General features: G+C 44.6%; 14 protein-coding genes. 5 read left to right on the forward strand and 9 right to left on the reverse strand.

Going from position 1 to position 13639, the window contains the following annotated elements; genetic code table 11:
- Nucleotides 1–33: 33 nt before the first annotated feature.
- The 5 genes from ACLI1A_RS13605 to ACLI1A_RS13625 all read left to right on the forward strand — a co-directional run bounded on the left by ACLI1A_RS13605 (nucleotide 34) and on the right by ACLI1A_RS13625 (nucleotide 3359).
- Nucleotides 34–732, forward strand: coding sequence for a CoA transferase subunit A (locus ACLI1A_RS13605; RefSeq protein ID WP_411409223.1), 699 nt, complete (start codon nucleotides 34–36; stop codon nucleotides 730–732).
- Nucleotides 733–834: 102 nt separating this feature from the next.
- Complete coding sequence (locus tag ACLI1A_RS13610) at nucleotides 835–1182, forward strand: four helix bundle protein (protein WP_411409224.1); 348 nt, start codon at nucleotides 835–837, stop codon at nucleotides 1180–1182.
- Nucleotides 1183–1232: 50 nt separating this feature from the next.
- A complete protein-coding gene (locus ACLI1A_RS13615; protein ID WP_411409225.1) occupies nucleotides 1233–1889 on the forward strand; it encodes a 3-oxoacid CoA-transferase subunit B in 657 nt (218 codons plus the stop codon).
- A 9-nt stretch (nucleotides 1890–1898) separates the two neighbouring features.
- Complete coding sequence (locus tag ACLI1A_RS13620) at nucleotides 1899–2858, forward strand: 2-hydroxyacid dehydrogenase (RefSeq protein ID WP_411409226.1); 960 nt, start codon at nucleotides 1899–1901, stop codon at nucleotides 2856–2858.
- A gap of 105 nt (nucleotides 2859–2963) precedes the next feature.
- Nucleotides 2964–3359, forward strand: coding sequence for a DUF805 domain-containing protein (locus tag ACLI1A_RS13625; protein WP_411409227.1), 396 nt, complete (start codon nucleotides 2964–2966; stop codon nucleotides 3357–3359).
- A gap of 98 nt (nucleotides 3360–3457) precedes the next feature.
- Here the strand turns inward: ACLI1A_RS13625 and ACLI1A_RS13630 are convergent, their stop codons facing one another.
- The 9 genes from ACLI1A_RS13630 to yiaA form a co-directional block, all read right to left on the reverse strand.
- Nucleotides 3458–5275, reverse strand: coding sequence for a GNAT family N-acyltransferase (locus ACLI1A_RS13630; protein WP_411409228.1), 1818 nt, complete (start codon nucleotides 5273–5275; stop codon nucleotides 3458–3460).
- Nucleotides 5276–5584: 309 nt separating this feature from the next.
- Entirely contained in the window at nucleotides 5585–6142 is a 558-nt protein-coding gene (locus tag ACLI1A_RS13635) for a hypothetical protein (RefSeq protein ID WP_411409229.1), read from the reverse strand.
- A 451-nt stretch (nucleotides 6143–6593) separates the two neighbouring features.
- On the reverse strand, nucleotides 6594–7991 hold the full coding sequence (locus tag ACLI1A_RS13640) for an RtcB family protein (RefSeq protein WP_411409230.1): 1398 nt from the start codon (nucleotides 7989–7991) through the stop codon (nucleotides 6594–6596).
- Between the two features lie 149 nt (nucleotides 7992–8140).
- Nucleotides 8141–9586, reverse strand: a complete 1446-nt coding sequence (locus ACLI1A_RS13645) for a PcfJ domain-containing protein (protein WP_411409231.1) — start codon at nucleotides 9584–9586, stop codon at nucleotides 8141–8143.
- Nucleotides 9587–10298: 712 nt separating this feature from the next.
- Complete coding sequence (locus ACLI1A_RS13650) at nucleotides 10299–10877, reverse strand: GDYXXLXY domain-containing protein (RefSeq protein ID WP_411409232.1); 579 nt, start codon at nucleotides 10875–10877, stop codon at nucleotides 10299–10301.
- A complete protein-coding gene (locus tag ACLI1A_RS13655) occupies nucleotides 10867–12126 on the reverse strand; it encodes a DUF2157 domain-containing protein (protein WP_411409233.1) in 1260 nt (419 codons plus the stop codon). Before ACLI1A_RS13655 ends, ACLI1A_RS13650 begins: the two co-directional genes overlap by 11 nt.
- 50 nt (nucleotides 12127–12176) lie before the next feature.
- Nucleotides 12177–12386, reverse strand: a complete 210-nt coding sequence (locus ACLI1A_RS13660; protein WP_411409234.1) for a sterol desaturase family protein — start codon at nucleotides 12384–12386, stop codon at nucleotides 12177–12179.
- A complete protein-coding gene (locus ACLI1A_RS13665) occupies nucleotides 12387–12896 on the reverse strand; it encodes a sterol desaturase family protein (protein WP_411409235.1) in 510 nt (169 codons plus the stop codon).
- Nucleotides 12897–13101: 205 nt separating this feature from the next.
- Nucleotides 13102–13497 (reverse strand): inner membrane protein YiaA, encoded by a 396-nt coding sequence (gene yiaA, locus ACLI1A_RS13670; protein ID WP_411409328.1) that lies wholly within the window; start codon nucleotides 13495–13497, stop codon nucleotides 13102–13104.
- Nucleotides 13498–13639 lie beyond the last annotated feature (142 nt).

The raw sequence follows: 13639 nt of genomic DNA on the forward strand, positions 1-13639 counted from the left end.
ATATATTTATACCTCAATTTTAAAATAAATTGTATGATTAATAAAAAAGTGCAGGGAGTTGAGGAAGCCCTGCAGGATATACAAAATGATGTTACCATAATGCTGGGCGGTTTTGGGCTATGCGGCATTCCGGAAAACAGCATTGCACAGCTGGTAAAAAAAGGCGTAAGCGGCCTTACCTGCATTAGTAACAACGCAGGCGTAGACGATTTTGGCCTTGGCCTGCTGCTGCAAAAAAAGCAGATAAAAAAAATGATCTCAAGCTACGTGGGCGAAAACGCCGAGTTTGAGCGCCAGATGCTTAGTGGCGAGCTCGATGTAGAGCTTACCCCACAGGGCACACTTGCCGAAAAATGCCGTGCTGCACAGGCAGGCATCCCTGCATTCTTTACCCCTGCGGGTTACGGCACTGAGGTTGCCGAAGGTAAGGAAGCGCGTGAGTTTAACGGCAAAATGCACATACTGGAGCACGCCTTTAAAGCCGACTTTGCCATAGTAAAAGCCTGGAAAGGTGATGAAGCGGGTAACCTTGTTTTTAAAGGAACAGCAAAAAACTTTAATGCCGTTATGGCCGGTGCCGCAAAAATTACCATAGCCGAAGTGGAAGAACTGGTACCTGCCGGAACGCTGGACCCTAACTTTATCCACGTACCGGGAATTTTTGTACAAAGAATTTTCCAGGGAGAGAAATATGAGAAACGAATTGAGCAAAGAACAGTAAGGAAAAGGTAATGGTTTAATGTAGCAATTTATCAATGTAACAATGCTGCGCGTTGAAAACAAAACCTGTAAATTGTTATCTTGCTACTTACTAACCACCATCCTTAGTACTTAATGGAAAGAGAGAACCTAATCGTTACAAAGTCGGTTGACTTTGCGCTGGAAATAATACAGTTTTGCGAACTTTTGGAACAACACAAAAAGTTTGTTATAGCGAAGCAATTACTCAGATGCGGAACAAGTATAGGAGCCAATATACACGAAGCCCAAAATGCCGAAAGCCGCGCTGATTTTATTCATAAAGTAAAAATAGCAGCAAAGGAAGTAGAAGAAACAAAATACTGGCTGCTGCTGTGCGAACGTTCTAATTCTTATCCGTTTAACCCGGCGCTGAAAATCGGAATTGGGGAAATCGGGCTCATTATTTATAAAATTCTAAGCACCAGTAAAGCTAACCGCTAAGAGTGTAGCTCCATTGGTACACTGGTACATTAAAAAATTGATACATAACCATGTTAGATAAAATAGGAATCGCAAAACGAATAGCCCGTGAAGTAAAAGACGGCTATTTTGTAAACCTGGGTATTGGCATCCCTACATTGGTAGCCAATTACGTAAGGGAAGATATAAGTGTAGAATTCCAGAGTGAGAACGGGGTTCTGGGCATGGGGCCTTTCCCGTTTGAGGGCGAGGAAGATGCCGATGTGATTAACGCCGGTAAACAAACCATAACTACCCTGCCGGGTGCATCGTTTTTTGACAGCGCTACCAGCTTTGGCATGATACGCGGTCAGCACGTAGACCTTACCATACTGGGTGCTATGGAGGTTGCCGAAAACGGGGATATAGCCAACTGGAAAATTCCGGGCAAAATGGTAAAAGGCATGGGTGGCGCTATGGACTTAGTAGCCAGTGCCGAGAATATCATCGTGGCCATGATGCACGTAAACAAAGCCGGCGAAAGCAAATTGCTTAAACGTTGTTCACTGCCGCTTACCGGTGTGGGCTGCGTAAAGAAAATAGTTACCGAGCTTGCCGTACTGGAAATTGTACCCGAAGGCTTTAAGCTACTGGAGCGCGCCCCAGGAGTAACCGTAGAAGATATTATTAAAGCCACTGAAGGCAACCTGATTATTGAAGGCGAAATACCCGAAATGGTTATCGACTAAATGCATACAATGAATAACGAATACAACAACATACGCATCCTACATCTGGACACTAACCACCCGGTTTTGTGGAACGGGCTGGAGGATGCCGGTTTTATAAACGAGGGCGATTACAAAAGCACCAAAGCGGAAATAGAGGATAAAATTGCCAATTACAACGGCATTGTTATCCGTAGCAGGTTTAAGATTGACAAGGCTTTTATAGACCGCGCCACCAACCTGAAATTTATAGCCCGTGTAGGTGCCGGACTGGAAAGCATAGACTGTGATTATGCCGAAAGTAAAGGCATTCATCTTATTGCTGCACCCGAGGGCAACCGCAACGCCGTGGGCGAACAGGCACTGGGTATGCTGCTCTCCCTCTTTAACAACCTGAATAAAGCCGACCGCCAAGTCCGCGAAGGACATTGGATACGCGAAGGCAACCGCGGGCACGAGCTCGATGGTAAAACCGTGGGCATTATAGGCTACGGAAACATGGGTAAAAGCTTTGCCAAAAAACTACGTGGGTTTGATGTGGAAGTTTTGTGCTACGACATTAAAGACGGTGTGGCCGATGCCAATGCAACACAAGTGTCGCTTGAGGAATTTAGAGAAAAGGTTGATGTAGTAAGCCTACACACCCCGTGGACCCCTGAAACCGATAAAATGATTAATACTGACTTTATAAACGCTTTTGCAAAACCCTTTTGGCTGATAAATACCGCCAGGGGCAACAGCGTGGTTACGGCAGACTTGTCCGAAGCATTGAAATCGGGTAAGGTACTGGGCGCCGGGCTCGATGTTTTGGAATATGAAAAATCATCGTTTGAAACCCTGTTTAACGAGGGCGATATACCGGAAGCATTTCAGTATTTACTGGATTCCGAAAACGTACTGCTTACCCCGCACATAGCCGGCTGGACCTTTGAAAGCCACGAACGCCTGGCGCAGGTAATAGTAGATAAGATAAAAATGATTTATCAGTAACCATTACACACATTCGAAAAAAAGTGCTATTTTGGTTCCTCACAAGAAAAAAAGGAGCAACTGAAAATCCATAAAAGAGTAGGAAAGACCAATTATTTTTAAATTATGTTTGAATACTACTTTAGCACCTTTCGTTACAACTATATCAATTTTAAAGGAAGAGCACGCCGTAAAGAAGTATGGTATTTCATTTTTATAAATAACATAATTTGTATGCTCCTTACAACTATTCCTATTATCACGAATAATGGATGGCTAATCTGGCTGTCTTTCATTTATGTTATTGCATCGCTAATCCCCACATTGGCCTTGTTAGTAAGAAGGATGCACGATATCGGGAAAAGTGGCAAGATGATACTTGTAGCTTTTATTCCTTTAATAGGCTTTTTTTGGATATTGATACTTTTATTAACTGAAGGTACAATTGGTAAAAACAAATATGGTCCGAACCCTAAAAACCCATATCAGGATCTTAACGAAATAGGACAAACACAATACTAAAATACAAGACCACCTTTACAGGTGGTTTTTTGTTGAAATAAAAATGCCTCCCGTAACAGGAGGCATTTTCTTTATAATGTATTTTCGGGGACAGGCATTTACAACCCGTCTTCTCCCCTTTCTGTAACCTTGCGTTCCAGTTCTGCCTGAAATTCTTCCATAACCGGTTTTACGGTACTTTCGGGCAGGTCGGCTATACGTATGTACATCAGTCCGTCTATAGCATTGTTAAATAACGGGTCTACGTTAAAGGCTATAACGCGGGCATTTTGTTTAATGTACTTTTTAATCAGTACCGGCAGGCGCAGGTTGCCCGGCTCTACCTCTTCAATGATTTTATCAAACTTGTTAAGGTCGGCTTCGGCTTCGTTAAACACAAAGTCCTTATCGTCGTCCTTAAGCTTTACCTTGTATTCTTTTTTAGGGTGAATGTACTGCGCAATGTACGGATCGTAGTAATGCGACTTCATAAACTCAATCATCAGCGATTTACTGAAATCACTAAACTGGTTGCTGATGCTCACACCGCCTATCAGGTACTTATGTTCCGGGAAATGCAGCGTGGTGTGCACTATACCTTTCCACAGCAGGAACAGCGGCATTGGCTTTTGCTGGTAATCTTTTATAATGAAAGCACGCCCCATTTCTATAGACTTGCTCATCATATCATACAGCTCCGGCTCAAAACGGAACAGGTCGTGCAGATAGAAACCGTCTATGCCGTGCTTTTTATAAATCTGGGAGCCAAGCCCCATACGGTAAGCACCGGCTATAACCTGGGTATCGTCGTCCCACAGGAACATATGATGGTAGTACTTATCGTACTGATCCAGGTCCAGCGATTCATTAGTTCCCTCACCCACCTCACGGAAAGTAATTTCGCGCAGGCGGCCTATTTCGTGCAGTATGTTTGGTATTTTATCTGCCGAAACAAAAAACACCTCGTAGTTTTTGCTTTGCAGCAATCGGGCATCTTCTTTTCGCAGGTTACCTATTTCGGCAAGTATTTTATCCTGGTTTGCAGGCAGCGCTATCTTCTTAGGCTCTTTAGGCAGTTTCAGGTTCAGGCTCGACGTGTCCAGCAGCTTGGTCTCCTTATTAAAGGCATTGGCCAGCATATAGGTTTTACGGCGCAAAAACTCACTGTACTCTGCCGTTGTAGCATACTCGGCTTGTTCGGCAACCGATATAGGCTTACCTATACGCACCTTAATAACACGCCTTTTCTGGGTAAGCAGCTCGCTGGGCAGCTTGGCAGTACGCATGGTGTCGCTCATACGCGACAGCCAGTAAAACAACCTGCTGTTTTTGGCATGGAAGTATATAGGCACTACCGGCACCTGCGCTTTTTTAATAAGGCGTATGGCACCTTCTTCCCACGGTTTGTCTACAATCAGCTTATCATCCTTATAGGTACTTACCTCACCTGCCGGGAAAATTCCCAGTGGGTGTCCGTCCTTAAGGTGGCGCAGTGCATCCTTAATTCCGGCAACGCTGCTCTTGGCATCCTTGTGGGTTTCAAAAGGGTTTACCGGCATTACATAAGGCTTAAGTGGCTCTATGCGATGCAAAAGGAAGTTGGCTATAATTTTAAACTGGGGTTCGCGCTCCACCATAAGTTTCAGGAGCAGTATACCGTCTATACCACCCAGTGGGTGGTTAGATACGGTTATATAAGGGCCGCTCTTTGGCAGGCGCTTCAGGTCTTCTTCAGGGATTTCAAACTTTATCTGGAATTCATCCAGCAGCGAATTAAGAAACTCCAGGTCGCTAAGGTGCTTATTGCGGTCGTATATCTTATTCAGGGTAGAAATCTTAAGCACTTTCATCAGGAGCCATCCTGACAAAGTACCTAAAAATCCGTACTTATCTGTTTTTATTGCTTTTGCAACCTCTTTAGGGGTGACTAAACTCATCTACTTTAACGTGTGTTTCGGGCAAGGAACAAAGATAACAATAATACTCAAACGAGGGAGTAAAAGTTTTCCGCACAAAACGCCCCGGAGGGGCTAAAGCGGTAATTGGTGCTAATGCCGGTTTTGTATTTATTGCAACAATATTCGTACCAAAGAAATGTTAAAACATCTCATTACGCAACTAAAAACTATAAAAAACATTTTGAAAGTAGTCCTATGTAGACATCTCTCTCCTCAGAGATTTCTCAACTCCGCTACGCTGCGTTCGAAATGGAAGAAAAAAACCACAGACTAATCTGTGGTTTCATATTAAGAAGCCTTTTTCTTCTTCTCTTTGTCTTTCTCCTTCTTTTCGGCTTCTTTGGGTTTATTCAGTTTCTTTTGCAGGGCTTTTTTATCCTTTACCCGTTTTATATGGTCGTCCATAGTGCACATAAAACCCGAGCTTAGGCAATGCAGCTTCGCTTTGTTATAGTATTCTATAGCGGTAGCGTACATTTCAAAACGCTCGTACAAAAATCCCTGTAATGAGTGCAACTCGGCCAGCGCAATGCCCGGCACCTTAAGGCCGGCTTCTATAATGCGGTTAGCATCTTCCAGCCTGCTGCGGTTTATAAGCATACGGCCATACTGCGCATATACGGGTATGTATTCCTTATCCAGGTACAGCGTCATGCGGTAGTAGTACTCGGCCTGCTTATAATCATGGAGCTGTTCTTCATAAATCTGCCCCATTAAAAAGTGTGCTCCGGCGTGTTCATCGTCGGCAGCTATAACATACTGAAGCTTTTCTATGCACTCCTCTACATTATAAGGATAGTTATCCTTAGCCTGTATGTACATTACTTCATAATTATTAATTCCCATAACTGGTACGTGTTATACATTATTAATTTACCACACAGCTGCACAGGGCAGTAACCGGCACCTTCAGGCATTGAAAAGGTCGGTTTAAAATACATACGTGCAAGTTGCTGTCCTGTTACAGCACCGGCCTGCACCTGCACACTTGTGGCTTTTGTTGGGGTTGGTTAGTTGGTTTCGCCCCCTCTCCGCCTTCCTTTATATGGAAGGTTTTTATTGTTTTTCCGGTACGCTATTACGTTGCTGTAGTGTTCTTTGCTATAAAAGACACACCCCTAACCCCTCTCAAGAGGGGAACAGCTTCACTCATACCGATAAATTTGCGCTATCAAAGGTGGTTCTTTATAAACCTTTACCACCCCGGCTTTCAGCCACCCCTCCAAGGGAGGGGAATGCTTACTCTTACCCTTTACGTTGCTCAACAACAAACCATGAACTATAAACTATGAACACCTTATCCCCTGTCCATCCTTACGATTTTCGGGGTAAAAGTTCCCAGTACATCTACCAGTTCGGTTTGCTGTGCCATTACCTCATGGATGTCTTTATATGCCATAGGCGCTTCGTCTATACTGGAGCCTATGAGCGTAACACCATGATGTGCCAGTACTTTTTTCAGTTGGCTGTTGGTAATCTCCCTTTTGGCCTGCGTGCGCGACAGTAACCTGCCCGCCCCGTGGCTCGCCGAATTGATGGACTGCACGTTGCCTTTGCCTTTTACTATAAAGCCCGGAGCCGTCATACTTCCCGGTATTATGCCCAGTACATCTTTTCCGGCAGGGGTCGCTCCCTTGCGGTGTACTACCAGTTCCTGTCCGTTTACCATTTCTTTCCAGGCAAAGTTGTGGTGGTTTTCTACCATAGCCAATGGGCGTGCGCCCAATGCCTTACTTATACGCCTGTGAATATCGTGGTGGCAAGCCGAGGCATAATCGCCGGCAAGGTTCATGGCAAGCCAGTATTCCTGTCCATCATGCGTGTCTAAATCCAGCCATGCCAAGTGTTTTGCCTCTTTGGGCAATGGAGTTTGTTTCATGGCAAGAGTTGTATACTCTTTGGCAATGTTTGCCCCAAGGCCGCGCGAACCGCTATGCGACAGCAAGCCTACATAAGTGCCCGCAGGCAGGTTTAGGGTGGCATCTTTTTCGGCAATGGTTACTATACCAAATTCCACAAAATGGTTACCTCCACCTGATGAGCCGAGTTGTTTCCAGGCCTTGTCTTTAAGGCGTTTTACAAACGGAATATGATTAAACTCGCTGCGCTCAAAAATGGCGTGGTCTGCCGGACTCCTGTGTACTTCACTCATCCCGAATTTGGTGTGCTCGTTCAAAATATTTACATATTTGTCCTTTGCACCATCCAGGTAACTGGGGTCTATGTCATAAACGGTAAGGCACATACGGCAGCCAATATCTACGCCTACACCATACGGTATTACGGCGTTTTCGGTAGCCAGTACCCCGCCTATGGGCAGGCCGTAGCCCCCATGACCGTCGGGCATAAGGGCTCCGAGTTTACTTATGGGCAGTTTCAGTGCGGTATACAACTGGTCTTTAGCCTCGCGGGCTATGCCGTCTTCACCAAAAATGGTGTACGGTGCACGCTGCGTATTCAGTTGGCGGCTTTCGGTTTTCTTCGCTTCCAGCAGCGCCTCGGCGGTACGGCCCATAATACCGTCGCCCATGTATTCCTGCGGGTTTGCCAATACTTCTTTCAGCATGACCAATACCCGTTCTCTTGATTCGCGCTTGTGGAATTTTTTCATATCATCCAGCGCAATGGTAATTGCCTTGTTCTGCGGAAATCCTATATCTATGAGGTGGTTACCTCTAATTTTTAATTTTGCCATAAAATTTTAGTTTAGTCGAAATCCCAATGTCAAAAGTTGAAAATGGGCTTTCGGTGATTTATTATTGGCACGTTCATCTGATGGCCCGGATTTACTTCGTCAGTTCGGGCAAGCCCCTCGGGTGCAATCCGAGCCCACATTAACGCACCTTAATGACAGCGAGACATCAGTATCAATAGCTTTATCAGAATCAATGCTACCTTTATTAAGGTTGAAGCATCGATATCAAAACCGTCATTGTTAGCCTCATTACGCCTCCTTGCCATCATTTGGCGGTGTACCTCAAGGGGATCAGGACGCGGTATTATCCGTGGCATCTCTGCTTGTGGCCTTACCGGTTGGGCAGCCTGTGGCACTTGTATTGGTGCAGGTGCTTCGTACTCATAGTACAACCTACAGTGTACATCTATGCCTTCCGCTTTAGTCCAGGCCAGTATGTGCTTTTCGGCCTCTGCCGAAACATTTTCGTTAAACCTGCCCTGTGCCTGTACAATAGCATTTTCAGTAACGCTGTATTCCAGTGTGGCAAGCGTATAATAACCATCGTAGTCTGCATTAAAACTTCTTACCGAAAAGATGGCAATTTCACCCTCAGCACAATCATCTGCGTAGTCAGCAACACAGTGGCTCATTTCACGGCCTTCTTCGTATAGTTCTTCAGAGGTTACCAACTGCACAATACGGTAGGTGTACATTTCCTCAACAGCTTCGTAGTCGGCTATCGCTACAGGTTTCCAGTCGCCCCGCATTTCGGCAGCAAGCCTTTTGGCCTTTTCCACCTCGTGTTCGCGGGCGGCTTTTACCAGTGCAGCCCATGCACGGCCTTTCAGTTTAAAACCGGTTGCCTCGCCATGCTTTTCCGCCACATAACCCATAACCGATTCTACCTCTACAAACTGGGCACCACGGGCGTGCTTAGCCACAAACTGTATCATCTTTGCCCTGAATGCATTGTCTTTTATCTCGGCTACATTTACAGACCATGCTATGTTTTCGGCAAGCTTATGCGTAGCACCGTAACCCAGTGCCTGCGCCCTCCTTATGGCTTGGTCTATAGTGTACACATGGCCCGGCGTGTTCCTGAACTCGTGCGCCATTTTGTGTGTAAACTTAGCCGGAAATGCACACAGGCTTAACACACTGTCGCCCCTGCCCAGCTGTATGTACCACAGCATGTGTACTATATTGCTTTCGGCAAATACATGCTCCATAAACTGCGGCACCTCATACACTGCAAACAAATACCTGATAATGCTTGCCAGTTGGCCATCGGCAGTAAGGCTGTCTTTTGTCCAGTCTTCTATAGGCCTTACGGTTTTGTTACCAAACCGGCTGATGTTTGCCAGTACGTCTATATACGCCGGATTTCTAAGCACACCGTAGCATTTTTTGCCGTACATAACCATAAGCAACCTGTAAAATGTTTCGCGTTTCCAGGTGTGGTTTGCAGCGCTCATGGCTGCAAAATGATTGTGTATGGTAGCTTCTATGCTATCGCCTGCCATAGTGGCGCCCGGCGGATTGTGGTAAAGTTGCTCTACCAGCGCCGGGAAGCGTATTGCAAAAGGCGCAAGTTGTGTGTTTAGTGTTTCCATGGCTTTTAGCGTTGTGGCAAACACCTGGTTTGGCTGGTTAAGGCTGCACTAAGTGATTGCCGGGTTTGTTGTTTTTTTGAACATTTATTTATTTTTTAGTCGAAAGTCGAAGGCCCGATGCCTGACGTCCGACGATTGTTTTGTTATTATTTTACTGAAACACAATTGTTCCATGTCGACGATAGGAGACATCTCAGTATGAGTATTGAGATTCCTCCACTGCGCTGCGCTCCGGTCGGAATGGAAGAACCCATCCACGCTATCCTGCGCTCAGAACCACCCCGCCCTGCGGGCACCCCTCCGGTGGAGGGGAATAAAAAAAGCCCGGTCGTTAACGGGACCGGGCTTTTACCTTTGTTAAGGTGTAATTCCTCCTTTCACAAGGGAATATGCGGTCCTGTGCCATAGCCGTTTTGCCCGAATAACTCAGGACGGCTTACGCTTGGTATGTATACAATGTGTTGTAGCATGTGCAAATAAAAAGCCCCGGAACTTGCGTTACGGGGCCTGTATATGTGTTATGAATATATTTTATCTATCCAAAATTAATTACACAATACCCCATCGCCGGTGCAAGTACTCCGCCTGCATCCTGTAGCTTTATGTTAGATATTGTGAAACGCATTTTTTCTAGTTTTTATCTTGTTGTTAAACGTGGTGCAAATGTATAGCATTTGTTTTTTATAAACCAAACATTTTCAGTTATTTATAATTAGTCTACTTTTTCTGAAGGGTTTTTCTGATGTTTTTCCACGTACTCTTTTATGGGCAAACCACCCACTATAACATCCTTAACCACAGCCACTTCGCACCTTACAGATACTACAGCATACGCCGGCAATTTATTCTCATTATTATTGTTTTCGCTGTACAAAATTTCTGCATCAGGTGCCTTGCTTTCTTCCATATAAAAGCGGTTAAACTTAAAATCAAAGTGCTGTATTCCGTCATAATTATATCCTATATCTACCAAAACATAATCTCCTTTCTCAGGTTTTTTGGTTTGAAGTTTGGTTACTTTAGCAAAACCTTCTTTGTCCTTGCCCAGCAGTGCGTACACTTTTTCATCTTCACTAAACTGGTATTTCTTGGCACGAATGGTATCAGCCTCAAAATCCAGCCAAATATATTTACCCCTAAAAGGATCGGTAGGGTCTATCGGCTTTGTCTTAAATTTATACTCGGTTCCTCCGCTATAGGCAAGTTCATTTTCGTACGCCATTTGTCCCGGTATGGCCAGTTGTATAATAGCCATAGCTGCAAAACCAATTAATAATATTTTAGTTTTCATGAGGTTGTGGTTTTAAGGTTTGTTGTTTTCGTTTGCTTACGGTATAATTGGCTACAAAAAAGCCTGCTCCTACCCCCACAAACAACAGCCCGCGGACTACAAAACTAAGGTCGGTATCAAAAAAGCGACAGCCGGCAAGTATGGTAATTATAATAAGCCCAAAGTTTACTAAGGGATAATTCAGTTTATGTATACCTTTTCTTATATACCACAAACCTGTGGCAAGTGCCAGTAAGTTAGTAACCACGGCTGCGAAGGCAGGCGACAACACAGACAATACATAAACAAGTAATAATGTTACTGATAGAAACTGAACCGGATCGGTATCTTTCTTCTTCAGATTCCTGAATATCATAAAAACAATTCCTAAAATCATTAATACAAATACCACTATATAACCCGCAGATATTTTATTCATAAATAGGTTCCACATATCACGGAATGACCCAACAAACATTATTACAGAAAGTCCTGTTATACCTACAAACGTATATACACGCGACAGTTGCGGCAGTTTGCCCAACAGGTATAGTAACCCAAAAAACACCATGAAAAGCAACAGGGAAAAATTACCCGTATGCGAAAAAAAGGTGGTTGCAGCTATGATAAATGATGTAGGCATCAGCACATGCAGTACACGGGTCATACGGCCTTCGGGGTCATTTTTAATAAGGCTGTAGTAGTACGGTAGCACAATGGCTATTAGTGCCAAATACCAGTACGGTTCTTCATACGGGTACTTCCATAAGCTTTTATTAACTACGTACACAACAGCCATGATAAGGTGCAGCACCACAACGGCATTACTGCGCAACAAGTACATAACCGGCGCACACAGCAGCGCCCAAGTAAGCAGGAATTTAGGAAAATCGCCACTAATGTTGTAAATCTGTGCCACCAGCGATATGCTTGCCCCTACCGAAAAGAATACCAGTACCGCCGCGGTTTCTTTAAAAGCAACGCTCTTGTTTTTAATAATACAATACGCCGCGAAGGCTTGCGAAAGTAACAGTGGTGTAAAAGCCAAAATGGTTTTTACCTGTCGGGAAAAGTTATCCCAGTTGTGGGCAAAAATGAGAATGATGCCCAGCCCTACCAGTATACCGCCCAGGGCGGCAAATATGGCAAGCAGCGGATTAGCTTGCTGTTGCTTTTTGGTAAGGTAGTATTGTTCTATATCCCAAACGGTTTGGGGTGTAATTACGTTTGCGTGGAGCAATTCGTCCAGGTCTTTTTTTGGTATAGCCATGGTATAGCGGTTTTGGTTAAAGATAAAAAAAATGGCTGATTGGTTTTGCCCTACTCTTTGTGCACATCTTTAAAACGCAACATATCGGCAAGGCGTTGTTCTTTTTCGTTATCAAACCCACAAGATGACTCAAATTTTTTAGGGTTACTGTAGGTATTAAACAGCATATCCCACCATACTATATCGCCGTAATTGTTTGTGTGTTTGTTGTACTCGTGGTGAATGCGGTGCATTTCCGGACGCTGAAAAATATAGCCCACTCACTGTGGTGTTTTTATATTGGTATGGTAAAAGAATTCGCCCAGTGCGGTACACACGGTATAGATTCCGGCTGCCTCTAAATTTAAGCCAAGTAACGTGTACACCAGCAGGCTGCCTATAATGCTGTTTACCACCATTTCTACAGGATGCTTGTAAAACGAGGTAATAACCTCTATGCGTTGCGGGCTGTGGTGTATTTGGTGGAAATGCCTCCACAAAAAATCCGACTCATGCCTCCAGCGGTGCCACCAGTAAAAGATAAATGTGGCTATAAAGTAGGCAAATATGCCACCCAGCGCATTTGGCACATACTCAGAAATATGAAAAACCGAGTAGGCCGAAAGCCATTTTTCCCAACTGATGCCGGCAAGCAGCACCACAGCAAGTTGGATAAAATTTACGCCCAGCACCCGAATGGTCCAGGTGGGTACGTGGGGCAGTTTCCAGCCCAGGTTCATCCGCTCTATAAGGAAGCATACGGCAAACGAAATAAATATTATTGGAAGCATAATGTATGGTTTTGGTTTGTTAAGTATTGTAGCAATTACCACACCTACAAGGTTTTTAAAACCTTGCAGGAGGGCAAATCATCACATTGAGACTCCTTCGCTTCGCTGCGGTCGGAATTGAAAAGGCTGGTTGGTTTGTTAAGTATCGAAAAGTAAAAAAAGCCCCGCAGCGCATTGCTGCAACTACAGGGCACCGCTAAGGCGTTTATATATTTTGCTCGTCTATCAGCTTGGCATCACGGGTGTTTTTCTGTACGGCTATGGCCGAGAATACGCTCATGGCAAAGGCCATTCCGTAAAAGCCCTTTTCGCTTAGCAGCAGGTCGGCGTTCCATAAACCTATAACAAGCAGTACTATACTGGCTATGGTAGCAAACCAGCTCAGGCCGTAGTACAGTTCGGTTACGGGTAGTCCTTCGGCTTTGTCCCTTACGCTTTTTTGTACCGATATTACAGCAAACAAACCGAACAGCAGTATGGTAAAGTAGTAGCCTTTTTCGTTTAGCTCCATCGTGGCATTCCACAATCCTACTATATAGCCTACTACTCCGGCAAGTAACGCTGCCCATGAGGCGCCTATAAACGCACCGGTAGGTTTCATAGGGTTGCGCCCGTTTGTGTTGTTGTCTTTTTTAGAGGTTGAAGTTGTAGCTTCGTTTACGTCAAATGTTCTTAGCGGTTCCATAATTTTAAAAATGTTTTGGTTGTTATTTCTGAGGCAAAGGTGCGCCGGAAATCCTCCC

The sequence above is a fragment of the Flavobacterium sp. RHBU_3 genome (assembly GCF_046613565.1).
Classification (GTDB): Bacteria; Bacteroidota; Bacteroidia; order Flavobacteriales; family Flavobacteriaceae; genus Flavobacterium.

What these genes read in the sequence shown, in the direction of transcription:
- ACLI1A_RS13605 (WP_411409223.1), top strand. Translation starts at nt 34, where the DNA reads ATGATTAATAAAAAAGTGCAGGGAGTTGAGGAAGCCCTGCAGGATATA.
- ACLI1A_RS13610 (WP_411409224.1), top strand. Translation starts at nt 835, where the DNA reads ATGGAAAGAGAGAACCTAATCGTTACAAAGTCGGTTGACTTTGCGCTG.
- ACLI1A_RS13615 (WP_411409225.1), top strand. Translation starts at nt 1,233, where the DNA reads ATGTTAGATAAAATAGGAATCGCAAAACGAATAGCCCGTGAAGTAAAA.
- ACLI1A_RS13620 (WP_411409226.1), top strand. Translation starts at nt 1,899, where the DNA reads ATGAATAACGAATACAACAACATACGCATCCTACATCTGGACACTAAC.
- ACLI1A_RS13625 (WP_411409227.1), top strand. Translation starts at nt 2,964, where the DNA reads ATGTTTGAATACTACTTTAGCACCTTTCGTTACAACTATATCAATTTT.
- ACLI1A_RS13630 (WP_411409228.1), bottom strand. Translation starts at nt 5,275, where the DNA reads ATGAGTTTAGTCACCCCTAAAGAGGTTGCAAAAGCAATAAAAACAGAT.
- ACLI1A_RS13635 (WP_411409229.1), bottom strand. Translation starts at nt 6,142, where the DNA reads ATGGGAATTAATAATTATGAAGTAATGTACATACAGGCTAAGGATAAC.
- ACLI1A_RS13640 (WP_411409230.1), bottom strand. Translation starts at nt 7,991, where the DNA reads ATGGCAAAATTAAAAATTAGAGGTAACCACCTCATAGATATAGGATTT.
- ACLI1A_RS13645 (WP_411409231.1), bottom strand. Translation starts at nt 9,586, where the DNA reads ATGGAAACACTAAACACACAACTTGCGCCTTTTGCAATACGCTTCCCG.
- ACLI1A_RS13650 (WP_411409232.1), bottom strand. Translation starts at nt 10,877, where the DNA reads ATGAAAACTAAAATATTATTAATTGGTTTTGCAGCTATGGCTATTATA.
- ACLI1A_RS13655 (WP_411409233.1), bottom strand. Translation starts at nt 12,126, where the DNA reads ATGGCTATACCAAAAAAAGACCTGGACGAATTGCTCCACGCAAACGTA.
- ACLI1A_RS13665 (WP_411409235.1), bottom strand. Translation starts at nt 12,896, where the DNA reads ATGCTTCCAATAATATTTATTTCGTTTGCCGTATGCTTCCTTATAGAG.
- yiaA (WP_411409328.1), bottom strand. Translation starts at nt 13,497, where the DNA reads ATGAAACCTACCGGTGCGTTTATAGGCGCCTCATGGGCAGCGTTACTT.